Below are 24270 nucleotides of genomic sequence, written 5' to 3'. Positions count from 1 at the left end.
TTTCCGATTCCGCCCAGGATGCGCCGCAGGTGCGGCACAAAAGCCAAAAAGCCCGTCTCAGACTAGTCCGAACACGTAGCTCAACGACAGTGCAGACAACAGAAGGTGTACAACCAGAAGTATGAAATTCCGCACTGTTGCGCCTCCATCCGAGAGAATGGAGAGAATGCCGCCGAACACGCTTAGACCGAAAGCCGCACCGAAGGCGAGATAGACCATGGGCTGCGCCAGAAGCAGGGCGGAAGCACCGAGGCCGAGATAAAAACCGGCAAGCGACGAGCGCACAAGCGCGTAACCATCCCGGCGCTCGCCGATCGCCTGCAGACCGAAGGCACGCAGAGTAACGCCTGGTGCAAACATGAAAAAGAGGCCGATCACGACCGACACCACCGCAGCGCCGAAGGCCAGCTGCTCGCCGAATTCGGCGGGAAAATAAAACTCCATCTCGTTCCCCAAATCATTTTTGCCTGCTGCGTTATGACACGGTCATGACAGCGGGAAAACGTCCCCATTGATAAAGTTCAAAGGAAACTTTGCGGATCGATATCGAGCTGCACATGCACGCTGCCCCGTTCCTTCGGGCCATTGGCCAGAAGCGTTCGAAGGAAGGATTGCATGTCGGAATTGCGCCGCCCATGCACCAGCAGGCGAAAACGGTGCCGGCCACGGATAAGCGCCAGCGGCGCTTCCGCCGGGCCGAGCAGCATGATGCCCGTAACCTGCGGTGCTGCCGCCCTTAAACCCCGCGCATGGGTTTCGGCCTCCGCACGCGTATCGGCGGAAACGATGATTGAGGCAAGCCGTCCGAAAGGCGGAAGAACGGCTTTTTCCCGCTCCACGATCTCCCTTTCGTAAAAGGCAGATGCATCACCGGACACGATTGCCTGCATGACAGGGTGTTGCGGCTGGTAGGTTTGCAACAGGCCGTGGCTTTTCAGCCCGGTTCGCCCGGCGCGACCGGTCACCTGCGAGAGCAGCTGGAACGTTCGCTCCGCTGCGCGCGGATCGCCATTGGCAAGCCCGAGATCGGCGTCGACAATACCGACAAGCGTCATAAGGGGGAAGTTGTGCCCCTTGGCAACCAGCTGCGTGCCGATGACGATGTCCGCCTCTCCCTTGACGATCGCCTCCAGCTCCAGACGCAGCCGCTTGACGCCCATCAGGTCAGAGGAGAGCACGATGGTGCGGGCCTCGGGAAAGTGTTTCTCCACCTCCTCGGCGATCCGCTCTACCCCCGGCCCGCAGGCCACCAGATGATCGAAGGTGCCGCATTCCGGGCAGTGGTCCGGCGTCGGCTCGTTGTGACCGCACTGGTGGCATTGCAGTTGATTGCGGAACCGGTGCTCCACCAGCCAGCTCGAACATTGCGGGCACTGGAAACGGTGACCGCAGACCCGGCAGAGCGTCAGCGGCGCGTAACCGCGACGATTGAGAAAGAGCAGGGACTGCTCGCCCTTTTCGATGGTTTTGCCGATGCCGCGCAGGAGAACCGGCGAAAGAAACCCTCCCCTTTCCGGCGGATGGCGACGCATATCGATCAGATGCAGATCGGGCATCGCCGCATCGCCGAAGCGCGTATGCAGATGGATGGTGTTATAGCGGCCAGAACTGCCGTTGACCTGGCTTTCCACTGACGGCGTGGCGGAGACCAGCACCACCGGGAAATCCCCGATCCGGGCTCTGACGACCGCCATGTCGCGGGCGTTGTAAAAGACGCGGTCTTCCTGCTTGTAGGCCGGGTCATGCTCCTCATCGACGATGATGAGGCCGAGATTGTCGAAGGGAAGGAACAGCGCCGAGCGCGCGCCGGCCACCACCTTCACCTCACCCGTCACCGCCTGTCGCCAGACCTTTTCGCGCATGCGCGGCGACAGGTCAGAATGCCATTCAGCTGGCTTGGCGCCGAAGCGGTCGTGAAAGCGATCCAGGAAGGCCGCCGTCAGCGCGATTTCCGGCAACAGGATGAGGACCTGCTTGCCTTGTCGCAGCGTTTCCGCCACCGCCTCGAAATAGACCTCGGTTTTGCCGGAGCCGGTCACACCATCAATCAGTGAAACATGGAAACCACCCTTGCGCACATCCTCGAGAATTTCCGATGCCGCCTGTTTCTGCGGGCCTTCCAGTCGCGGCTCGGCATAGTCAGGATCAGGCTCGGCCACAACAGGCGGCGCGGGCAGAAAAACCGTCTCGAATACGCCCTGCTTGACCAGACCATCGACAACGCTGGTAGAAACGCCGGCGGCATGGGCAAGGCCGCTCTTCGTCCAGCCATGGCCCTGGGCCGCCAGTTCCATCACTCTCTCGCGGGCGGGAGTAAGCCGCTCCGGCCTGCCTTCGGTCAGCCGCAGCCCCTCGATCATAGGCTCGGGATCGAAGGCGGCGGGCGCGCGTAGGGCCATGCGCGCCACAAGGCCGGGCGGAGAAAGCGTGTAGGCGGCAACCCAGTCGATGAAGCGCCGCATTTCCGCTTTCAGCGGCGGGCACTCGAAACTCTTGGTGATGGGCCGCAGCTTTTTCGGATCGACGCTCTTCTCTCCTGCATCGTCCCACACCACGCCGAAGACCTGCCGTGGTCCAAGCGGTACCTGAACGATGGAGCCGGTCTCCACCACCATATCGTCAGGCACGGCATAACTGTAGGGTCCCGGCGCCGGCATCGGCACGAGAACGGGCACCGTGCGCGTGAGCGACGGCGGGTCGAACAGAGCCCCAAACAGATCGGACGAATCTTTTGCCATGATGTGGCGAACATGCCCCGGCGGAATGAAAAAGGAAACCGCCCGGATGTAATGGCTGACCCCGGTAAAGTCCACGCCAGATGCGAAGCTCAGGCGCTAGCCTTAACCAAATACTGACCATAAGGGCATAGCGTTGGGAGAGGAATGGAGCGCCCCGTGACCGAAATTCTGACTTTTGCCACACCCGATCTCTTGAACGAGCGCCAATCCTGGCTTGCCGCGATTGCCGGTGAACGCCGCCTTGCGGACAATACCGTCGAGGCCTATGAGCGCGACACTCGCCAGTTTTTGACATTCCTCACCGGTTACATCGGCAAGTCAGCTTCAATCGCCGATATCGCCGATCTGCGCCCGGTCGATCTTCGCGCCTTTCTGGCCAGTCGTCGCAAGGAAGGCGCCGGCGCACGCTCGCTGGGGCGGCATCTGGCGGGCCTGCGTTCCTTTCTCCACTATCTGCAAAAGAAACGTCTGGTGAATGCGGCCGGGGCCACCGCCATGCGCTCGCCTAAACAGCCGAAATCTCTGCCGAAACCGCTGACGGACCGGCAGGCGCTGAAAATAACCACCACCGAGGCACAATTGAATGAAGAGCCGTGGATTGCCGCCCGTAACGCTGCGGTTCTCTCGCTTCTTTATGGCTGCGGTCTTCGCATCTCCGAGGCGCTCGGGCTGGCTCCGGCCGATTTCACGCCCGACGCCCGCAGCCTTCGCATCACCGGCAAAGGCAACAAGACCCGGATGGTGCCTTTGCTGGCGGTGGTAACGGAAGCGGTTGAGGCCTACAAAAAGCTCTGCCCCTATCATCTGGCTGCCGACCAGCCGCTATTCCTAGGCGCGCGCGGCGGCAAGCTGCAACCTGCCATCATCCAGCGCGAGATGCAGAAGTTGCGTGGCGCTTTCGGCCTGCCGGAAAACGCCACACCGCATGCGCTGCGCCACTCCTTCGCCACCCATCTACTGGCCGGCGGCGGCGACCTGCGCACCATTCAGGAACTGCTCGGCCATGCCAGCCTCTCCACCACGCAGATCTATACCGGCGTCGATACCGCAAGATTGCTGGAAATCTACGATAATGCCCACCCGCGCGCATGAAGCAGGAAATGCTTAACCATAGTCATTAATCAGACGTCCAAGCCGCCGTTCTATAAGTGGACTAGAACCGGATAGTACCTATGCAAAGCCTGATAAAGCCACAAAATCTCACCGCCACCCTGATGGGCAAGACCGGCGACACCCTGCTCTGGTTGCTCGCCGCGCTGCACGTCACTGCTGTCGCAATCCTCTTCGCAACGTTGCTATCGTTGGGTGAGGCGCAAGCCGCCGAACAGGAGATAAGCTGCACGGGCAGCGATATTCTCGTGGAGATGCGCAAGAGCGACCCGCAGGGCTTCGCGAAGATCGAACAGGAAGCGGCAGCTATCCCGAACGGCAAGGGCAACTTCTGGCGCATCGAAAAAGCTGGAACGGCGCCGTCCTTTCTTCTCGGCACCATGCACGTCACCGATCCACGCGTTCTTGGCATGCCAGCCGCCGCAACACCCGCGTTTGAAAAAGCCGCGACGGTCATCGTGGAATCGGACGAAATCGTCGATGACAAGAAAATTGCGGCATCGCTGCTGACAAGACCCGACCTCACCATGTTTATGGACGGCAAGTCGATCACCGACATCCTGTCACCCGAAAATGTCGCACGCCTTGAAAAGGGTCTTAAGGAGCGCGGCATTCCGATGAGTGCCGTTTCGCGCATGAAGCCATGGATGCTGTCGAGTTTCGTCGCCCTTCCGGCCTGCGAATTTGCCCGCAAGGCCACTGGCCTGTCTTTCCTGGATAAGAAGCTCGCTGAAGATGCAGTCGCGGACGGAAAGCATCTTGTCGGGCTGGAGACCATGGTGGAGCAGCTTGCGGCCATGTCTGAGCTGCCAATGGAATTTCATCTGCAGGCGCTGATCGAAACGCTCGAATTGGGCGACCGCATGGACGACATTATGACGACCATGACCGATCTTTATGTCAGCGGTGATATCGGCATGACCATGCCCATGCTGAAGAGCATCGATCCCAAGAAAGCGTCTGAAAATGACCAGGGCTACGCCGCCTTCGAGCAACGCATCATCACCGATCGCAACCACGTCATGGCGGAGCGATCGGCCCCTGAGCTTGCCAAAGGCAATGTCTTCATGGCCGTCGGCGCTTTGCACCTGCCGGGCGAAGAAGGCGTAATTGAACTCCTGCGTGCGCAGGGCTTTACCCTCACACGGGTCGACTGATAAACTCGTCTCCGGTCTTGACGGGGCGGACATTGGCGCAAAACGGCCGCATCGTCGCCGGCACGATGCGACGATGAAACGGCCCGACGACGAAAAGATAGAGACGCCCGAACAGGTTCTTGCGCCGGACGATAGTCGTGACCTTCACGATCTGCCGACCAAGCTCCTGTTCCACATCGACGACGATACGGAAATCGAGATGGTTGTCGTCAAAGCCGAGCACGGTCCGGTCCGAAGTAGACGACAGCACGGGAAATCCGCCCGCCGAAGTACCCGCCGCCAGCTCGACCGTTCTGAGACCAAAAAGCGATACGAGACGGTTTCGAAGCGCCATAAGGCCGCTGATCCATGCCGGAGGATGATCGAGGAGAAGTCTGCTCACGTCGAGTGAACTCGATGCGGCCGTCACCATCTCTCCTTCAAAGCAATCCCGCCAGTCCGCGCCCGGCAATATGTCTTCGCTATCCCGCATCCCATAACCTCATTGCCGCCTTGTGTGGCGAGGCTCATCATCACTATTTCCGATCATCCGGGAACGTGACAAACCGCCGCTAATGGCAATTCGAGCGGGTTTAGCTTCAGAAAATACGAAGAGACAGAGAGATAGAGCGTTTTCGCTTTTGGAAAAGCGTAGTGCTTTAGCCGTGCGTCATACGCTTCAAAACATTGGTGCGCCAATAGAACTGGTGAACCAGAACTGCGGCGACGTGGCCGGCGATCAACACCCACATCAGCCCCTTGAACGGCCCGGAATGCAATTCTCCTGCTACTCGCGCGCCGAAATAATAGGCCGCAATGCCCGACAATGGCAGGGCAAAAAACAGCGCGTAAAAGGTGAAATGCGCGACCTTCGCGGCGATTTGAGAAGCGCGCGGTTCATTGGCGGGATGCGGCGGCACCCCCTGGAAAAACCGCAGACAGAGGCGCAGAACCGCAAGGGACAGGACGGCAAAGCCGACATACGCGTGAATATTGGCCGAGGAGATCTGTTCCGGCGTCAGCGTTTCACCCCGCCGCATCAACCGATACGCATGGGCCATGCCATCTGGAAACAGAAGGTTGAAAAAGATCAGAAGCGCCATCGTCCAGTGAAGGATACGCTGCGGAACGGAGAAGGAAAATTGAGTGGAGGACGCCATTTTATTGCCTTTTATCAAAAGGTTAGACAGGCTATGGCGCAAATATGCTGAACCCCGGCCTGCATTGCAAGCCGGGGTTCCCTTTATGGCTGAAATTTAATATTGGCTAAAATCACATATGGATCGGCTTGAAGAAAGTTGCCAGCGCCGCTTCCTTCACCGCTTCCGACATGGTCGGATGCGCATGGCAGGTACGGCCGAGATCTTCCGAGGAACCACCGAATTCCATTAGCACGGTGATCTCGTGGATCATTTCGCCAGCGCCGAAACCAACGATATGGCCGCCGAGAACCCGGTCGGTTTCCTTGTCAGCGAGGATCTTCACGAACCCATCAGTCACCTGCATGGCGCGGGCGCGACCATTGGCGGTGAAGGGGAACTTGCCGACCTTGTAGGCGACACCAGCGGCCTTCAGTTCTTCTTCCGTCTTGCCGACGGAAGCGACTTCCGGCTGCGTATAGACCACGGCCGGAATGACATCGTAGTTCACATGGCCGCGCTGGCCGGCGAGAATTTCCGCAAGAGCGACGCCCTCGTCTTCCGCCTTATGTGCCAGCATCGGGCCCTTCACCACGTCGCCGATGGCGTAGATGCCATCCACATTGGTCTTGAAGTGGCCGTCGATTTCGACACGGCCGCGGCTGTCCAGCACGACACCGGCTTCCGCAAGACCGAGACCCTCGGTGTAGGGCTTGCGACCGGTGGAGATCAGCACAACGTTGGCTTCCAGCGTTTCAGCCGCGCCACCCTTGACCGGCTCGAACACCACCTTTGCGCCGGTTCCCGTCTTTTCAACGCCCGTCACCTTGGCACCGAGCTTGAAATCGAGACCCTGCTTGGCGAGCAGACGCTGAGCCTGCTTGGAGACTTCGCTGTCCATGCCGCCGAGAATGGTGTCGAGATATTCGACGACGGTGACCTTCGCGCCAAGACGCGACCAGACCGAACCAAGCTCAAGGCCGATGACACCGCCGCCCACCACGATGAGCTTTTCCGGAACCTTGGAGAGCGCAATTGCGCCGGTGGAGGAAACGATGACGCTTTCATCGATATCCACCTGGACGCCGGGAATACCAGCAACATCAGAACCGGTGGCGATGACGATGTTCTTGGCTTCGATTTCCTGGCTCTCGCCCTTGTCGTTGGTGACGGAGACCTTGCCGGCGGATACAACCTTGCCCGTGCCCTGGAAGGCATCGATCTTGTTCTTCTTGAACAGGAAGGCAACGCCGTCGACATTGGCTTTCACCACGCTGTCCTTGTGCCCCATCATCTTCTCGAGGTTCAGCTTCGGAGCGGCGACTTCGATACCAAGCGTATCAACGCCATGGGCCACATGCGCGAAGGTTTCGGAAGCGTGCAGCAATGCCTTGGAAGGAATGCAGCCGACATTGAGGCAGGTGCCGCCATAGGTCGCGCGCTTTTCGATCACTGCGACCTTCAAGCCAAGCTGTGCCGCCTTGACCGCGCAAACATAACCGCCGGGGCCCGTACCGATTACCACTACATCATATGCCATGTTTCTGTTCCTGATTGATTGCGGGCAGGATTTTGAACCGCCCTGCTTCCGTTTGACCTAAAACTCAGGCCGCTTTTTCCGTTGCGAGTTTTATACCGAGAGCGATGAAGACCACGCCACTGGTGCGGTCGATCCATTGGCTGGCGCGCTGAAAAGCTGCGCGCATGCGCGGCGTCGTCATGAACAGGCTGACGCCGACGAACCACAGGATAAGGCAGCTTGCCATGACGAGCCCATATCCGAACTTGATGCCAACAGGCGTATGCGCGTGAACCACCGTCGAAAAGATCGACAGGAAGAAAAACACCGGTTTGGGGTTGAGCGCGTTGGCGGCAAAACCGAGCGTGAAGGCCTTCAATGCAGTCTGGCCGCTTCTGGCCCGAACGCCATCTTCGCCTTCCGCAGCCGGCAATTCGGTCTTGCCTGCGCGCAGCGCCTTGATGCCGATATAGATCAGGTAGGCGACACCCAACCACTTGACGATGTTGAAGAGATAGATCGACTGGGAAATGATGAGACCAAGTCCAAGGATCGTATAGGTGACGTGGAACATCAGGGATGTGCCAACACCGAAGCTGGTGATGATGGCCTGCTTGCGCCCATGCACCATGGCCTGACGCATGACCATCGCCAGATCGGCGCCGGGAGAAACGATCGCGAAAAAGAAGATCGCCATCAGGGATGCAAGTTCGATCAGATACTGATGCATGGGAAAATCAACCTCTAAAACATCAACACGAAAAGCATCAGCCCAAGACCGAGCGTCGAACCGAGCCAGACCAGCGAGCGGATATAGGGCACACCAGCGAGATAAAGTGGAATATAGACCACCCGGCAGATCAGCCAGATCAAAGCGCCGGTGAAGGCCAGCCCGGACGGATCGCCGGCCATGATGACACCGAAGGCGAGCGCAATGAAAGCCGGATAGGTCTCGCGAAAATTCGCAGAGGCACGCGCGGCGCGTCCGGCAACCCTGCCCTGCGGCTTCTTTTCAGCATCCCGCGGACCGGCATTCCAGTCCAGCCCGAATTCACGCGTTGCCGTCATTCCCTGCAGCGCAATGTGGGCGGCCAGCAGCAGAACGCTGAGCCCGATCAGCGGCAAAAAGGGTGACGCGGCAAGAAATGTCGGCTGCACTTTCGCTCTCCTGATGGCATTTCAGCGGGATCGACTTGAAACCCCGCTGAAACGAAAAGCAAGACCGATCAGAGATCGAGAACCAGACGTTCCGGATCTTCGAGGCTTTCCTTGACGCGAACGAGGAAGGTCACGGCTTCCTTGCCGTCAACGATACGGTGATCGTAGGAGAGCGCAAGATACATCATCGGACGGATGACGACCTGACCACCGATGGCGACCGGACGCTCCTGGATCTTGTGCATGCCGAGGATGCCCGACTGCGGCGCATTGAGGATCGGCGAGGACATCAGCGAGCCGTAGACGCCGCCATTGGTGATGGTGAAGGTGCCGCCCTGCATGTCGGCCATGCCGAGCGAACCGTCGCGCGCTGCCTTGGCGAGACGGCCGAGTTCCTTTTCGACACCAGCGATGGAGAGCTGGTCGGCATCGCGAATGACCGGAACGACGAGACCCTTGTCGGTGCCGACAGCCATGCCGACGTGACAATAGTTCTTGTAGATGATGTCCGTGCCGTCGATTTCAGCGTTGACGGCGGGCAGTTCCTTCAGCGCGTGGGTCACGGCCTTGGTGAAGAAGCCCATAAAGCCGAGTTTGACGCCGTGCTTCTTCTCGAAAACGTCCTTGTAGCGGTTGCGCAGATCCATGACGGCGCTCATGTCCACCTCGTTATAGGTGGTCAGCATGGCGGCCGTGTTCTGTGCATCCTTGAGGCGACGTGCGATCGTCTGGCGCAGGCGGGTCATCTTGACGCGCTCTTCGCGAACCTGATCCTGCTCGGCCGAAACCGGACGGGGAGCAGCAGCAGCGACCGGAGCGGCGGCAGGTGCCGAAACACCCTTGGCAACAGCGGCGAGAACGTCGCCCTTCAGAACCTGGCCACGCTTGCCCGAACCGTCGACCTGATCGGCGGAAAGATTGTTTTCAGCAAGCAGCTTGCCAGCGGCCGGTGCCGGCGGCATGGCGCTGCCAACAGGAGCGGCGGCCACGGCTGCGGCAGGTGCCGGTGCAGCAGCAGGCGCAGCAGGCTTTGCTGCGGGTGCAGAAGTTGCGGCGCCGGCAGCACCTTCGGCGATCTGGCCGAGAAGGGCGTCGAGACCGACGGTTTCGCCGTTCTGCACGACGATTTCGGTCAGCACGCCGGAGGCGGGCGCCGGAACTTCGACGGTAACCTTGTCGGTTTCGAGTTCAACGAGAGGTTCGTCGGCCTTGACGGTATCGCCGACCTTCTTGAACCAAGTGCCGACGGTCGCTTCGCTGACGGATTCGCCGAGGGTTGGTACGCGGATTTCAGTGGCCATGATATAGTTCCGTTATTCGGGTGTCTTTTTTGCGGGGCGATGCGGGAGAGTTCTCACTCTCCCAGCGCGTCTTCCAGGAACGCAGCAAGCTGCGCCAGATGCTTGGACATCAGGCCGGTCGCCGGAGAGGCGGCAGCCGGACGGCCCGTGTAACGGACCTTCTGGTACTTGGCGTCGATATGCGCCAGAACCCATTCAAGGTAGGGATCGATGAACGACCACGCACCCATGTTCTTCGGCTCTTCCTGGCACCACACCATTTCCGCGTTACGGAAACGGGAAAGCTCGTTGATGAGCGCCTTGGCCGGGAACGGATAGAGCTGTTCGACACGCAGCAGGTAGATGTCGTCGATACCGCGCTTTTCACGCTCCTCGAGCAGATCGTAATAGACCTTGCCCGTGCACATGACGACGCGGCGGATCTTCGAGTCCTTCTGCAGCTTGATCGGACCATCCTTGATGACCTCCGCATCGTCCCACAGGAGACGGTGGAAGGAGGACTCGCCTGCAAGCTCCGCAAGCGACGAGGTGGCGCGCTTGTGACGCAGCAGGGACTTCGGCGTCATCAGGATGAGCGGCTTGCGGAAGTCACGCTTCATCTGGCGGCGCAGGATATGGAAGTAGTTAGCCGGCGTCGTAACGTTGGCAACCTGCATGTTGTCTTCGGCGCACATCTGCAACCAGCGTTCCAGACGGGCGGACGAATGTTCCGGACCCTGACCTTCATAACCATGCGGCAGGAGGCAGACGAGACCGGACATGCGCAGCCACTTGCGTTCACCCGAAGAGATGAACTGGTCGAACACTACCTGGGCGCCGTTGGCGAAGTCGCCGAACTGGGCTTCCCAGAGCGTCAGTGCATTCGGGCGGGCAAGCGAATAGCCATATTCGAAACCGAGAACCGCTTCTTCCGAAAGCATCGAGTTGATGACTTCGTAGCGGGCCTGCGTCGGCGAAAGATTGGCAAGCGGGATGTAACGCTCTTCTGTCTCCTGATCATAGAGAACCGAGTGGCGCTGCGAGAAGGTGCCGCGTTCGCAGTCCTGACCGGACAGACGGATCTTGTGGCCGTCTACGACCAGCGAACCGAAGGCCAGAGCCTCAGCCATCGCCCAGTCCAGCCCCTCACCGGTCTCGACCATCTGAGCACGGTTTTCCATGAAGCGCTGGATCGTGCGGTGTGCGCTGAAGCCTTCCGGAATGGTCGACAGCTTCTTGCCGATTTCCTTCAGCTGCTTCATCGGCACGCCGGTCTTGCCACGACGCTGCTCATCGGCATTGTCGGCGGCGCGCAGACCGGACCACTGACCATCCAGCCAGTCGGCCTTGTTCGGCTTGTAGGACTGGCCTGCCTCGAACTCCTGCTCGAGATGGGCGCGCCAATCGGCCTTGATCTTCTCGAAATCGCCTTCGGTGATCAGGCCTTCTGCAATCAGGCGGTCAGCATAGATGCGGGCGACAGTCTTGTGGCCACGGATGACCTTGTACATCTTCGGCTGCGTGAATGCAGGCTCGTCGCCTTCGTTATGGCCGAAGCGACGGTAACAGAACATGTCGATGACGACAGGCTTGTGGAACTTCATGCGGTATTCGGTTGCAACCTTTGCCGCATAAACCACCGCTTCCGGATCATCACCGTTAACGTGGAAGATCGGCGCCTCGATCATCTTGGCAACGTCGGACGGATAGGGCGACGAGCGCGAGAAGGCCGGGTTCGTCGTGAAGCCGATCTGGTTGTTGATGATGAAGTGCATGGTACCGGCAACGCGGTGACCGCGCAGGCCGGAGAGGCCGAGAATTTCGGCAACCACGCCCTGACCCGCAAAAGCGGCGTCGCCGTGCAACAGGAGCGGCAGCACCTTTGCGCGTTCCGACAGCGGAATGATGTCGCCGTCCCATGTCTTGGCAAGCTGGTCCTGCTTGGCGCGGGCCTTGCCCATGACGACAGGGTTGACGATTTCAAGGTGCGACGGGTTTGCCGTCAGCGAGAGGTGAACCTTGTTGCCGTCGAATTCGCGGTCTGAGGAGGCACCGAGATGGTACTTCACGTCACCGGAACCTTCGACGTCATCAGGCTTGAACGAACCGCCCTTGAACTCGTGGAACACGGCGCGGTGCGGCTTGCCCATCACGTTGGTCAAAACGTTCAGGCGGCCGCGGTGAGCCATGCCGAGCACGACTTCTTCCAGACCGTCCTGGCCGCCGCGCTTGATGATCTGCTCAAGTGCCGGGATCAGCGATTCACCGCCATCGAGGCCGAAACGCTTGGTGCCCTTGAAACGCACGTCGAGGAACTGCTCGTAGCCTTCGGCTTCGACGAGCTTGGACAGAATGGCCTTCTTGCCTTCCGGCGTGAAGTCCACACCCTTGTCCGGACCTTCGATGCGTTCCTGGATCCAGCCCTTTTCTTCCGGGTTGGACATATGCATGAATTCGACGCCGAGCGTCGAGCAATAGGTGCGCTCGAGAATATCGACCATTTCGCGCACGGTCGCGTATTCGAGACCGAGGACGTTATCGATGAAAATCTTGCGGTCGTAGTCGCTTTCCTCGAAGCCATAGGATTTCGGCGAAAGCTCGTTATAGTCCTCAACGGCGCTGGCGATGCCGAGCGGGTCGAGCTTGGCGTGCAGATGGCCACGCATGCGGTAGGCGCGGATCATCATGATGGCGCGGACGCTGTCACGGGTCGCCTGAAGCACTTCGGCTGGGCTGACGGCCTTGCCGGTATCGGCGCTCTTGGCCTCGGCTTTCGCCTGAACCTTCTTCTCGATGGCCTTCTCGACCGTAGCCCAGTTGCCATCAAGCGCGGATACCAGGTCGCCGTTTGCCGGGATCGGCCAGTTGGCGCGCTTCCAGGAGGCGCCCTTGGCTGCCTTCTTCACGTCTTCCGGATTGTCGGACAACGCCTTGAAGAAGCTCTGCCACTCCGGCGACACGGAAGAGGGATCCTCTTCGTACCGGGCATAGAGCTGCTCGATATAGGCTGCATTCGCGCCGTCCAGAAACGACGTGATCTGAAACTGCTCGTTCGCTTCTTGCCTTGCCATTGTGTTCTTGCGGACTTGTCCGTCCGCCTCCTCGATGCCGTTAGGGCCGTTTATCGGCCTGCCGCTTGATTATTGCTGTCTGCCGCCGGGGCGGTATGCCGTCTGTCTGTCGTTCTTTGCGGCTTCGGGCAGCGTGGCGTTAGAGCCGCACCGCCCGTTACCGGTCTCATGTGGTCTCAGCCCTTGAGGACTTCAACCAGCGTCTTGCCGAGGCGCGCCGGGGAAGGCGATACCTTGATTCCGGCAGCTTCCATCGCTGCGATCTTCGATTCCGCATCGCCCTTGCCGCCGGAAACGACAGCGCCGGCGTGGCCCATGGTGCGGCCCTTCGGGGCCGTACGGCCTGCGATAAAGCCAGCCATCGGCTTCTTGCGGCCCTTCTTGGCTTCGTCGATCAGGAACTGTGCCGCATCTTCTTCAGCCGAACCGCCGATTTCGCCGATCATGATGATCGACTGCGTGGCTTCGTCGGCCAGGAACATTTCCAGCACGTCGATGAACTCGGTGCCCTTGACCGGATCGCCGCCGATGCCGACAGCCGTCGTCTGGCCGAGGCCTTCGTTGGATGTCTGGAATACGGCTTCATAGGTCAGCGTGCCGGAGCGCGAAACGATACCGACCGAACCCTTGCGGAAGATCGAGCCCGGCATGATGCCGATCTTGCATTCTTCAGGCGTCATGATGCCCGGGCAGTTGGGACCGAGCAGGCGCGAGTTCGAACGGTCGAGGCGAGCCTTGACGCGCACCATGTCCATCACCGGAATACCTTCGGTGATGCAGGTGATGAAGGGGATCTCAGCCTCGATGGCTTCGATGATGGCGTCGGCTGCACCTGCCGGCGGAACATAGATCACGGATGCGTCTGCACCGGTCTTTTCCTTGGCTTCGGCAACCGTTGCGAAGATCGGCAGGCTTTCGCCCTTGGAGCCGGTCCAGGTTTCGCCACCCTTCTTCGGGTGAATACCACCGACCATCTGCGTGCCGTAATAAGCAAGCGCCTGTTCGGTGTGGAAGGTACCGGTCTTGCCGGTCAGACCCTGAACGAGGATCTTGGTGTCTTTATTAACGAGAATAGACATTATTTCCGGTCCCTCAATTAGCCGTTGATCGCCGCGACGATCTTCTTGGCTGCGTCGTCCAGGTCGTCAGCAGCCGTAATCGCAAGGCCCGATTCGTTCAGGAGCTTCTTGCCAAGTTCGACGTTGGTGCCTTCGAGGCGAACAACGAGCGGAACCTGCAAACCGACTTCCTTCACCGCGGCGATAACACCTTCGGCGATGACGTCGCACTTCATGATACCGCCGAAGATGTTGACGAGGATACCCTCGACCTTCGGGTCAGCAGTGATGATCTTGAAAGCTGCAGCAACCTTCTCCTTGCCGGCGCCGCCGCCGACGTCACAGAAGTTTGCCGGCTCCTTGCCGTAAAGCTTGATGATGTCCATCGTCGCCATGGCGAGACCGGCACCATTGACCATGCAGCCGATGTTGCCATCGAGCGCAACGTAAGCGAGGTCCCACTTGGAGGCTTCGATTTCCTTGGCGTCTTCTTCGGTCTCATCGCGCAGCGCCTTGACGTCGTCATGGCGGAACAGCGCGTTGCCGTCGAAGGACATCTTGGCATCGAGAACGCGCAGATGACCGTTTTCCATGACGATCAGCGGGTTAACCTCGAGGAGAGCCATGTCCTTCTCGTTGAAGGCCTTGTAGAGGATCGGGAACAGCGCCTTGGCGTCTTCCGCAGCAACACCCTCAAGCTCGAGCGCCTTGGAGATCGCGGCAACGTCAGCGTCGCTCACACCCTTTTCCGGGTCGATGGCGATGGTGTGGATCTTCTCGGGCGTGTCATGGGCAACAGCTTCGATATCCATGCCGCCTTCGGTGGAAACCACGAAAGCAACGCGACCGACCGAGCGATCGACCAGCAGCGAGCAGTAAAGCTCGCGAGCGATATCCGCACCGTCTTCGATGTAAAGGCGGTTGACCTGCTTGCCGGCATCGCCCGTCTGCGCCGTTACCAGCGTGTTGCCGAGCATATCCTTGGAGTGGGAAACGACTTCTTCGATCGTCTTTGCGAGACGAACGCCACCCTTGGCGTCGGGGCCGAGTTCCTTGAACTTGCCCTTGCCGCGGCCGCCGGCGTGAATCTGGCTCTTGACGACGTAGAGCGGGCCGGGAAGCTGCTTTGCGGCGGCTTCGGCTTCTTCGACCTTGAGGATGGCGACGCCTTCAGCGACCGGCGCACCATAGCCCTTCAGAAGAGCCTTGGCCTGATATTCGTGAATATTCATGGAATAATCCCTGTTTGGAGCCGCTTGAAGCGCCCTGCATCCTTATCTGACGCAGGGCGCTTCAAGCTGTTGAATCTACGCATCGTGCCTTGCAAAAATCCAATCCGGTTTTGCGCCGATGCGTCAGGCTATTACTTCAGCGACGGAGCGATATTGATGCAGGCTTCGCAAAGACCGGCAACAGCGCCGACGGACTTCTGGAAGGCGGCTTCTTCATCCTTGTTCAGCTCGATCTCGATGATGCGCTCGACACCACCGGCGCCGATGATGGTGGGCACGCCGACATACATATCGTCCACGCCGTACTGGCCCGACAGATGGGCAGCGGCGGGCAGAACGCGCTTCTTGTCCTTGAGGTAGGATTCAGCCATTTCGATCGCCGAAGCGGCTGGCGCGTAATAGGCCGAGCCGGTCTTCAGCAGGCCGACGATTTCCGCACCGCCGTCGCGGGTGCGCTGGATGATCTCTTCGAGACGCTCGGCGGTGAGCCAGCCCATCTTGACGAGATCGGTCAGCGGAATGCCGCCAACGGTGGAGTAACGCGCCAAAGGCACCATCGTATCGCCATGGCCGCCGAGAACGAATGCCGTTACGTCCTGAACCGAAACGTTGAACTCTTCGGCGAGGAACAGGCGGAAGCGAGCGCTGTCGAGAACGCCGGCCATGCCGACGACCTTGTTCTTCGGAAGACCGGAGAACTTCTGAAGCGCCCAGACCATGGCGTCCAGCGGGTTGGTGATGCAGATGACGAAAGCGTTCGGGGCATATTTCTTGATGCCGGCGCCGACCTGCTCCATGACCTTGAGATTGATGCCGAGAAGATCGTCGCGGCTCATGCCGGGCTTGCGGGCGACGCCTGCGGTGACGATGCAGACATCAGCGCCTTCGATGGCAGCGTAGTCGGACGCGCCAGTGAGCTTGGCATTGAAACCTTCAACCGGTCCGGACTGGGCAATATCCAGACCTTTGCCCTGCGGGATGCCGTCGGCAATATCGAAGAGGACGATATCGCCCAGTTCCTTCAGGCTGGCGAGATGCGCCAGCGTGCCGCCGATCATGCCAGAACCAATAAGTGCAATCTTTTTGCGAGCCATCGAATGCTTCCTCTAGAGCTTCAATTCAATTTCACCACGCCACCGGCAGCCAAATTGTCGCACTTCGATTAGCCCCATTGACCAAAATTGGCAACAGATTCTTTTGGCATGAATATTTTCAATCGTTTAGATCATTATTTTCTTACGTAAACGTAAGAGAATGCGTCACGAAAGTGTCAAACTTTCTGCCGTTTTTCATGGTGGAGCACCAGATAATCTGCACTGCGCATCTCAAACAGGCGCGAGGCGGTGCGATCGAACTCGAAACCTTCGGTGCCCTTGCGCTTGCCGAGCAGGTCTTCGGGCATGGCCGCAGCGGAGGCGAAGAGGCGGACGCTGTGATCGTACAGCGCGTCTATGAGAATGATAAAACGCTTGGTTTCGTTCCGTTTGTCGGCATTGAGAAACGGGATGTGGTCGATGAAGACTGTATCGAAACGATTGGCTATCGCGAGAAAATCAGAAGCGCCGAGCGGCTTTTCGCAAAGGTCGGAGAAGGAAAAGCGGGCCACACGGCCGCTGGCGCGCGGCACCAGAATGGAGCGGCCCTTCATCGGTATTTCGGTTGGCGCGACAAGATGGCCACCGGTCATGTGCCGCCAGGCCATATCCATCGCCTGATCCGCCGCACCGTCGAGTGGCGTGACATAGACCGGCAGGCTTTCCAGCTTTTCCATGCGGTAATCGGTGGGACTGTCCAGCGTCACCACTTCCACATGCTTCTTCAGCAAATCGACAAAGGGCAGAAACAGGCCGCGATTAAGCCCGTCCTTGTAAAGATTGTCGGGCACAACATTGGACGTTGTTACCAATGTGCAGCCATTGGCAAAAAGCTCGCTGAACAGCCGGGCGAGGATCATCGCATCGGCAATATCCGTGACGGTGAACTCATCGAAGCAAAGAAGCTCCGCTTCCGCCAGAAGCTGGGCTGCCACTGGAGGAATGGGATCGGCCTGCTTGGTTTCGCCATTCTTGAGCTTCTGCCGATGCGCGTGCACGCGATTATGGACATCAGCCATGAATTCGTGAAAATGGCAGCGCCGTTTGGAAGAGACGGGCGCCATCTCGTAGAACATGTCCATCAGCATCGTCTTGCCGCGGCCAACGCTGCCATGGACATACAGTCCCTTGACGAAGGCGGACGGGCCAGCCTTGCGAGCGAACATCCAGCCGAGTGCGCTTTTTTTCCTGGCGGGTTTGCGCGCTTTCAAATCGGCAAGGATACGGTCGAGGTGGGCCGCAACGCCGCGTTGCGCGGCATCCGCCTGCAAAGTGCCAGCTGCCGTCAATGCGTTGAGCTGTTCAACGACACTATGGTTGTAGTCAGGCAATGGCTTCATGGAAAAGCGCCCCGGTCGCGGACGGACGCCCGCGACGAATGGAATGGCTTGAAACAGGCGAGGCGATCCGGATGCACCGGAGATGCTCTATCGGCTGAGGCTCAGCGGCTGGCCGCTATTCGTCGTGCCGTCAAAACGCGCATCGGCGCTCTTGTAGACGCGGCCGATCGTGTCGCCGGAACGGTTCTTGAAGAGGACCATCTTGCCGGACACTTCCCAGGACCCCATCGCCGTGAGTTCGCCGGAGCAGCCACGCGTGCCGCCACGAGAACCGCTGCCGAGATTGGTAAGCGTCAGGAACATGTCGCAATTGGCGCCGCCATTGGAAACGCGCCAGTTGCCAACCATGGATTCCTTGGTGACATCAAGCGCCGTTGTCGGCGGAGCGGCAGACGCCATATCAGTGCCGCCAGGCGTCGCAGAAGCGGGTGCTGACGGGAACTGACTGCCGGAAGCACCACCGGGTGGCGGCAGGGCGCCAGACTGAACGGAGGGAACCGGCTGTGCCTGCAACGGCGGCGTATAACCGGGATTGTTGCTGGTGTTGTTGTTGTAATCGTAGGAGGTACGTTGGCAACCGGCCAGGCTCATTACAACCGCAAGACCCGTCACCACATATCTGAATTGCATATCAAGCTCCCGATTCTCTCGCTTCCGGAAAGACCATGATCAAACAAGAAGGCTGAATTATTACCAAAGCCTTATCTTGCGCAAGCGATGGCTGGGATAATTACCATTTCGGTCGATTTTTACCGAAATTTCCCGCGCCCGGTTGTAAAAAAGGGCCGCGGTCCAAACCGCGGCCCGATAGATTTTCTGTCCAAACGAATCGTCTTCAGACGCGACGCTCGACCATCATCTTCTTGATTTCGGCGATCGCCTTGGCCGGGTTGAGACCCTTCGGGCAAGCCTGCGCACAGTTCATGATGGTGTGGCAGCGATAAAGACGGAACGGATCTTCGAGATCATCAAGACGTTCGCCGGTCGCTTCGTCGCGGCTGTCGATCAGCCAGCGATAGGCTTGCAGCAGAACGGCGGGGCCGAGGTAACGGTCGCCGTTCCACCAGTAGCTGGGACAGGAAGTGGAGCAGCAGGCGCACAGAATGCACTCGTAGAGACCGTCGAGCTTCAGGCGGTCCTCATGGCTCTGCTTCCATTCCTTGGCAGGCGCCGGCGAAACCGTCTTCAGCCACGGCTCGATGGAGCGGTGCTGCGCGTAGAAGTTCGATAGGTCCGGAACGAGGTCCTTCACCACTGGCATATGCGGCAGCGGATAGACCTTCACCGTTCCCTTGATCTCTTCCATGCCCTTGGTGCAGGCGAGCGTGTTGGTGCCGTCGATGTTCATAGCGCAGGAACCGCAAATGCCTTCACGGCAGGAGCGGCGCAGCGTCAGCGTCGGGTCGATATTGTTCTTGATGTACAGCAGCGCATCGAGAACCATCGGCCCGCAATCGTCGATATCAATATAATAGGTATCGATGCGCGGGTTCTGGCCATCATCCGGGTTCCAGCGATAGATCCGGTATTCGCGAACGTTCTTGGCACCATCCGGCTTCGGCCAGACTTTGCCTTCGCTGATCTGGGAATTCTTGGGGAGAGCGAGTTCAACCATATCCAGTTCCTCAAATCAGTAGACGCGAGCCTTCGGCTCGATCTTTTTCGGATCGATGCCCTCGGCGATCAGGTCGGTGTGAACAGGGCGGTAGTCGAGCTTGACATCACCTTCAGGGCTGACCCAGGCAAGCGTGTGCTTGCGCCAGTTCACATCGTCGCGACCGCCGAACGGACCATCGACGAAATCCTCACGGGCATGCGAACCGCGGCTTTCCTTGCGCGCTTCCGCGCCGTAGACCGTGGTGATCGCGTTGGCCATCAGATTGTGGAGCTCGAGCGTTTCCACCAGATCGGAATTCCAAACCATCGACCGGTCGGTAACCTTGACGTCAGGCAGTTCCTTCCAAATGGCGGAAATGCGCTGGCAACCGCTTTCCAGCGATTCCTGTGTGCGGAATACGGCGGCATCGTCCTGCATGGCGCGCTGCATCTTGTCACGCAGCACCGCCGTCGGCGTCGAGCCGTTGGCATAACGCAGGCTGTCGAAGCGATCCATGATCTTGTCGCAGGCAGCCGTGTCGAGAGCCGGAACCGGCGCATCGCGGTCGATGACCTGGGCTGCACGGATGGCGGCAGCGCGGCCGAAGACCACAAGGTCGATCAGCGAGTTGGAGCCGAGACGGTTCGCGCCGTGAACCGAGGCGCAACCGGCTTCGCCAACGGCCATCAGGCCGGGAGCGATGCGTTCCGGGTTCTCGGCGTTGGCGTTCAGCACTTCGCCCCAATAGTTGGTCGGAATGCCGCCCATATTGTAGTGAACGGTCGGCAGGACCGGGATCGGCTCGCGCGTCACGTCAACGCCGGCGAAAATCTTGGCGCTTTCGGAAATGCCCGGAAGACGCTCGTGCAGGATCGCCGGATCAAGGTGATCGAGATGCAGGAAGATGTGGTCCTTGTTCTTGCCGACGCCACGACCCTCGCGGATTTCCATGGTCATGCAGCGAGACACCACGTCACGCGAAGCAAGGTCCTTCGCCGAAGGAGCATAACGCTCCATGAAGCGCTCGCCTTCGGAGTTGACGAGATAACCGCCCTCGCCGCGCGCGCCTTCGGTGATCAGGCAGCCCGCGCCGTAAATGCCGGTCGGGTGGAACTGAACGAATTCCATATCCTGAAGCGGCAGGCCGGCACGTGCAATCATACCGCCGCCGTCGCCGGTGCAGGTATGGGCAGACGTTGCCGAGAAATAGGCGCGGCCGTAACCACCGGTCGCCAGCACCACCATCTTGGCGGAGAAGCGATGGATCGTGCCGTCATCGAGGTTCCACGCCACGACGCCCGTGCAGCGGCCATCGGGCGCCATAATGAGGTCGAGCGCGAAATATTCGATGAAGAATTCCGCATTGTTGCGCAGCGACTGGCCGTAAAGCGTGTGCAGAATGGCGTGGCCGGTACGGTCGGCAGCGGCACAGGTGCGCTGCACCGGCGGGCCTTCGCCATAGTTCTGCATATGGCCGCCAAACGGGCGCTGGTAGATCTTGCCTTCGGCATTACGCGAGAAGGGCACGCCGTAATGCTCCAGCTCATAGACCGCCTTTGGCGCTTCCATGGCGAGATATTGCATCGCGTCGACGTCGCCCAGCCAGTCGGAGCCTTTTACGGTGTCGTAAAGGTGCCACTGCCAACAGTCGGGCGTCATGTTGGTGAGAGAAGCGGCGATACCGCCCTGCGCCGCGACCGTGTGGGAGCGCGTCGGGAAAACCTTGGTGATGCAGGCCGTGCGGAACCCCTGTTCCGCCATGCCGAGCGTTGCGCGCAGACCCGCGCCGCCGGCGCCCACCACGATCACGTCATAGGAGTGATCGACGTAGGTGTAAGCCTTGCCATTCTGGGAAGGTGAACTGATCGATGCCATGGCCGATTTATCCTGCGAATGCGATTTTCAGAATGGCGAAGATGCAAAGACCGCCAATGAGAACCGCGAAAAACGTATTGAGCATCAGAAGAACGAGCTTCGAAACCTCGCCGTGAACGTAGTCTTCGATGATGACCTGCATGCCGAGCTTCATGTGAATGAGGCCGGAAACCAGCACCAGACCCATGATGACCGCAACGAGAGGGTTGGAAAGCGCCGCCGCAACTTCCGGATAGGGAGCGCCGGCATATTTGATGAGAAAGACCACGAAGAAGATCAGCAAGGGCACGTTGGCGACAGCCGTAAGGCGCTGGCGCCAGAAATGGTCGGTGCCTTCCTTGGCGGAGCCGAGGCCACGAACCTTTCCGAGAGGTGTACGCATATCCATGACAGGCTATCTCCTTAGCGCACGATCAGGGCGATGACCCAGATCAGCGCGGTCAGACAGATCGACGCTACAAAGGTCGCCTTGGCGAGTTTCGTGTTGAAATTCTTCTCGAAGCCATGGCCGAGATCCCACATGAAGTGGCGAAGGCCGCCCAGCATGTGGTGAACGAGAGCCCAGGTATATCCGATCAGGATAAGCTTGCCGATGATCGTACCCATTGCCCAGCTGACCCAGTCGTAATAGGCAGGGCCGGAAGCAAGTGCAATAAGCCACCAGGCGACAAGAAGCGTTCCGAAATAAAGCGCCGCACCCGTGATGCGGTGCACGATGGATGCGACCATCGTCGGAATCGGCTTGTAAATTTGAAGATGCGGCGACAGAGGCCGGTTATTTGTCACGTTCGCCATCAGAACCTCGCGGCGTTTTCCCGTGCACCCGTCAGATCGGGCGCCCCCAAGCAACAGCACATGACGAAAGAATGTGCATTGCACCAACCGCGACGTTTAATCACATGGGAGCATCACGACAAGCACATTTCATGACCGATTCCAATTTAATCGATTGGTTCACGAATTTTTTTTGGAATTTTTTTGCTCGAAAATAAAAAAACGAGCATTTCCAAGATTTACGCCTTCAAAATATTTACCTTTACGTAATTTCGAAATCATGTAATTTACTATTCGTTAACCAAAAAAATCCGGAGAATGAGGCTCATGTTACAGCGTCGAATCGCAGCTCTGGCGGTGATGACTGCAGGCATTATTTTCACGGCACTGCCTCCTGCTGCGGCAGGTGATTTTTATAGTCGCCACCATTATCAGCATCGTCAGTCACAATTGAGCTTCTCCACGGACGGACTGCCCTCCACGCTTTCCGGCGGCACTTATGTGGGTGGAATATCCGCCTTGAGAGTCCGTGGGAACGGCAATTATTTCGCGATCAATGGTGGGCTTTCGCGACAAGGCGCAACCGTCAATATGGGCGCGCAGCTGGCACCGAAGGCGAAAATCATCAACGTCCGCGCCGAAACGACAGGCGACGCCTGCGATTACCAGCACGGCGTCTGCATCATCAGGCCCTGATATAATCAGACAAAACGCCAGACGGTGGTTTTTTTGACTTCACTGTCTTCCAGAGCCCGCGTCACCGGCACCTGATAGGTTGCCTCGGCGTAAAGGCGCTGTTTGGGCAGGTAGGCCCGCCCCGGATCGCCGACGAGCACGGTCACGCCTCTATCCGCCAGTTCCAGAAACCAAGGCACGAGGAAATCGGCAAAGGCGCGATCATAAAACACGTCGCCGGCCAGCAGAACATCCGCCTCAACCGGCGTCCCAACCAGATTGCGGCCGGTAAAATCGATGGCCACACCATTGAGAGCCGCATTCAGCCGAATGGCCGTTTCCGTCCACGGATCGATATCGGCGGCGACAACAGCCGCGGCGCCCGCCTTTACGGCGGCAATGGCGACCAGTCCGGAACCGCTGGCGAAATCCAGCACACGCTTGCCGGAGACACTTTCAGGATGATCGAGAACGTAGCGGGCAAGTCCCTGTCCACCAGCCCAGGCGAAAGCCCAGAATGGCGGCGGCAGGCCGATCTCCTCCAACTCCTCCTCCGTCTTCAGCCACAGCTCATGCGCTTCGGTCGCAAGATGAAGGCGCAATTCCGGCACATGTGGTGGATGCATGATGCCGGTATTGTCGAGAATGAAGCGTTCGGGATCGGTCCTCACCGAAAGCTCAGTCCGGAGATTTCGGTGGATTGGAAAGGCCACCCATGCGGCAGACTTCGAGATATTCCTCTTCCGTCACCGGCTGCACCGAAAGCCGCATGGAGGTGACCAGCGACATCTTTTCGAGTTTCGGATTGGCTTTCACATCCTTCAGCGAAACAGGTTTCGGCATGTCGCAAACGGCGCGGATATCCACGCAATCCCACTTCAGATCGCCCTCTGCGGTCGAATCCGGGTGTGAAAGGGCGCAGACTTCCACGATGCCGACGACATCAAGCCCTTCATTCGAGTGGTAGAAAAAACCCTTGTCGCCGATTTTCATGGCGCGCATGTTGTTGCGGGCCTGATAATTGCGCACGCCGGTCCATTCTTCGCCGGCCTCGCCCTTGGCCTTCTGCATTTCCCAGGACCATTTGAACGGCTCAGACTTGTAAAGCCAGTAATTCGCCATGGCCGGTCACGCCCCCGGATTGTTGAAGACCCAGTTATAGGGCTTCACATCCACGCTTTCGAACAGTCCGGCCTTTGCATAGGGATCGGCATCGGCAAGAGCCTTGGCCGCATCGATGTCGGCAGCTTCCACGATGACAAGGCTGCCATTCGGCTTGCCTTCGGTATCCAGAAACGGTCCGGCAATCTTCAGCGTGCCTTCGGCGTTCAATTTGTTCAGGTGCTCCAGATGAGCCGGGCGCGTGTCCATGCGCACGTTCAGATGGCCGGGCTTGTCCTTGCAGATAAAGGCAAACAGCATTTTCGTCTCCTCGCTGGCGCATGTCTCCCAAAAGTGTAAGCGGTTTTGGGAC

The 24270-nt window shown here is 59.1% G+C and carries 24 protein-coding genes; 3 read left to right on the top strand and 21 right to left on the bottom strand.

Features of this window, described 5'->3' with window-relative positions; genetic code table 11:
* Positions 1-57 precede the first annotated feature (57 nt).
* Positions 58-444 (bottom strand): AGROH133_08824 family phage infection protein, encoded by a 387-nt coding sequence (locus ACQZ5Y_RS15910; RefSeq protein ID WP_019566060.1) that lies wholly within the window; start codon positions 442-444, stop codon positions 58-60.
* A gap of 77 nt (positions 445-521) precedes the next feature.
* Positions 522-2738 carry a primosomal protein N' gene (locus ACQZ5Y_RS15905; protein WP_113556190.1) on the bottom strand — a complete coding sequence of 739 codons (2217 nt, stop codon included), beginning with the start codon at positions 2736-2738 and terminating at the stop codon, positions 522-524.
* Positions 2739-2882: 144 nt separating this feature from the next.
* Between ACQZ5Y_RS15905 and ACQZ5Y_RS15900 the strand changes: the two genes are divergently transcribed.
* Both ACQZ5Y_RS15900 and ACQZ5Y_RS15895 read left to right on the top strand, forming a co-directional pair.
* Positions 2883-3830, top strand: a complete 948-nt coding sequence (locus tag ACQZ5Y_RS15900) for a tyrosine recombinase XerC (RefSeq protein ID WP_174050091.1) — start codon at positions 2883-2885, stop codon at positions 3828-3830.
* An 80-nt stretch (positions 3831-3910) separates the two neighbouring features.
* Positions 3911-5005, top strand: coding sequence for a TraB/GumN family protein (locus ACQZ5Y_RS15895; protein WP_174050093.1), 1095 nt, complete (start codon positions 3911-3913; stop codon positions 5003-5005).
* On the opposite strand, the gene ACQZ5Y_RS15890 is transcribed toward ACQZ5Y_RS15895, so the two are convergent.
* The 16 genes from ACQZ5Y_RS15890 to sdhC form a co-directional block, all read right to left on the bottom strand.
* Positions 4989-5477, bottom strand: coding sequence for a DUF2867 domain-containing protein (locus tag ACQZ5Y_RS15890; protein WP_026330903.1), 489 nt, complete (start codon positions 5475-5477; stop codon positions 4989-4991). The two genes, ACQZ5Y_RS15895 and ACQZ5Y_RS15890, sit on opposite strands and share 17 nt — an antisense overlap.
* Positions 5478-5643: 166 nt before the next feature.
* Positions 5644-6144 carry a cytochrome b gene (locus ACQZ5Y_RS15885; protein ID WP_019566055.1) on the bottom strand — a complete coding sequence of 167 codons (501 nt, stop codon included), beginning with the start codon at positions 6142-6144 and terminating at the stop codon, positions 5644-5646.
* Between the two features lie 112 nt (positions 6145-6256).
* On the bottom strand, positions 6257-7663 hold the full coding sequence (gene lpdA, locus ACQZ5Y_RS15880; RefSeq protein WP_019566054.1) for a dihydrolipoyl dehydrogenase: 1407 nt from the start codon (positions 7661-7663) through the stop codon (positions 6257-6259).
* A 64-nt stretch (positions 7664-7727) separates the two neighbouring features.
* Positions 7728-8372, bottom strand: coding sequence for a LysE family translocator (locus ACQZ5Y_RS15875; protein ID WP_003516732.1), 645 nt, complete (start codon positions 8370-8372; stop codon positions 7728-7730).
* A gap of 14 nt (positions 8373-8386) precedes the next feature.
* Positions 8387-8800, bottom strand: coding sequence for an MAPEG family protein (locus ACQZ5Y_RS15870; RefSeq protein WP_174050095.1), 414 nt, complete (start codon positions 8798-8800; stop codon positions 8387-8389).
* A gap of 68 nt (positions 8801-8868) precedes the next feature.
* A complete protein-coding gene (odhB, locus tag ACQZ5Y_RS15865; protein ID WP_025594550.1) occupies positions 8869-10101 on the bottom strand; it encodes a 2-oxoglutarate dehydrogenase complex dihydrolipoyllysine-residue succinyltransferase in 1233 nt (410 codons plus the stop codon).
* A 53-nt stretch (positions 10102-10154) separates the two neighbouring features.
* Complete coding sequence (locus ACQZ5Y_RS15860; protein WP_003516728.1) at positions 10155-13151, bottom strand: 2-oxoglutarate dehydrogenase E1 component; 2997 nt, start codon at positions 13149-13151, stop codon at positions 10155-10157.
* A 176-nt stretch (positions 13152-13327) separates the two neighbouring features.
* Positions 13328-14230, bottom strand: a complete 903-nt coding sequence (gene sucD, locus ACQZ5Y_RS15855) for a succinate--CoA ligase subunit alpha (RefSeq protein WP_003516727.1) — start codon at positions 14228-14230, stop codon at positions 13328-13330.
* 17 nt (positions 14231-14247) lie between these two features.
* Complete coding sequence (gene sucC, locus ACQZ5Y_RS15850; protein WP_003516725.1) at positions 14248-15441, bottom strand: ADP-forming succinate--CoA ligase subunit beta; 1194 nt, start codon at positions 15439-15441, stop codon at positions 14248-14250.
* Between the two features lie 131 nt (positions 15442-15572).
* The gene (gene mdh, locus ACQZ5Y_RS15845) at positions 15573-16535 is read right to left on the bottom strand and encodes a malate dehydrogenase (RefSeq protein WP_174050098.1); all 963 of its coding nucleotides are present in this window, start codon (positions 16533-16535) and stop codon (positions 15573-15575) included.
* A gap of 176 nt (positions 16536-16711) precedes the next feature.
* On the bottom strand, positions 16712-17875 hold the full coding sequence (gene zapE / locus ACQZ5Y_RS15840; RefSeq protein ID WP_003516721.1) for a cell division protein ZapE: 1164 nt from the start codon (positions 17873-17875) through the stop codon (positions 16712-16714).
* Positions 17876-17962: 87 nt separating this feature from the next.
* Complete coding sequence (locus ACQZ5Y_RS15835; protein WP_003516719.1) at positions 17963-18505, bottom strand: protease inhibitor Inh/omp19 family protein; 543 nt, start codon at positions 18503-18505, stop codon at positions 17963-17965.
* A gap of 205 nt (positions 18506-18710) precedes the next feature.
* Entirely contained in the window at positions 18711-19490 is a 780-nt protein-coding gene (locus tag ACQZ5Y_RS15830; RefSeq protein ID WP_111782585.1) for a succinate dehydrogenase iron-sulfur subunit, read from the bottom strand.
* 15 nt (positions 19491-19505) lie between these two features.
* The gene (gene sdhA, locus ACQZ5Y_RS15825) at positions 19506-21347 is read right to left on the bottom strand and encodes a succinate dehydrogenase flavoprotein subunit (protein ID WP_111790496.1); all 1842 of its coding nucleotides are present in this window, start codon (positions 21345-21347) and stop codon (positions 19506-19508) included.
* Positions 21348-21354: 7 nt separating this feature from the next.
* A complete protein-coding gene (sdhD, locus tag ACQZ5Y_RS15820) occupies positions 21355-21735 on the bottom strand; it encodes a succinate dehydrogenase, hydrophobic membrane anchor protein (RefSeq protein WP_003516716.1) in 381 nt (126 codons plus the stop codon).
* A 14-nt stretch (positions 21736-21749) separates the two neighbouring features.
* Complete coding sequence (sdhC, locus tag ACQZ5Y_RS15815) at positions 21750-22142, bottom strand: succinate dehydrogenase, cytochrome b556 subunit (RefSeq protein ID WP_013636889.1); 393 nt, start codon at positions 22140-22142, stop codon at positions 21750-21752.
* A 306-nt stretch (positions 22143-22448) separates the two neighbouring features.
* On the opposite strand from sdhC, the gene ACQZ5Y_RS15810 reads away from it, so the two are divergent.
* A complete protein-coding gene (locus ACQZ5Y_RS15810) occupies positions 22449-22817 on the top strand; it encodes a hypothetical protein (protein ID WP_019566047.1) in 369 nt (122 codons plus the stop codon).
* Positions 22818-22822: 5 nt separating this feature from the next.
* On the opposite strand, the gene ACQZ5Y_RS15805 is transcribed toward ACQZ5Y_RS15810, so the two are convergent.
* Genes ACQZ5Y_RS15805 through ACQZ5Y_RS15795 form a run of 3 tightly spaced genes read right to left on the bottom strand, consistent with a single transcriptional unit; the run spans position 22823 to position 24218 of the window.
* Entirely contained in the window at positions 22823-23467 is a 645-nt protein-coding gene (locus tag ACQZ5Y_RS15805; protein ID WP_174050101.1) for a class I SAM-dependent methyltransferase, read from the bottom strand.
* A 7-nt stretch (positions 23468-23474) separates the two neighbouring features.
* Complete coding sequence (locus ACQZ5Y_RS15800) at positions 23475-23918, bottom strand: EVE domain-containing protein (RefSeq protein ID WP_003516712.1); 444 nt, start codon at positions 23916-23918, stop codon at positions 23475-23477.
* A 6-nt stretch (positions 23919-23924) separates the two neighbouring features.
* Complete coding sequence (locus tag ACQZ5Y_RS15795) at positions 23925-24218, bottom strand: YciI-like protein (RefSeq protein ID WP_174050103.1); 294 nt, start codon at positions 24216-24218, stop codon at positions 23925-23927.
* Positions 24219-24270 lie beyond the last annotated feature (52 nt).

The organism is Agrobacterium sp. A3-95 (assembly GCF_053521785.1).
Note: the sequence above shows the minus strand (reverse complement) of the source record. Positions and strands in the feature narration are given on the sequence as shown.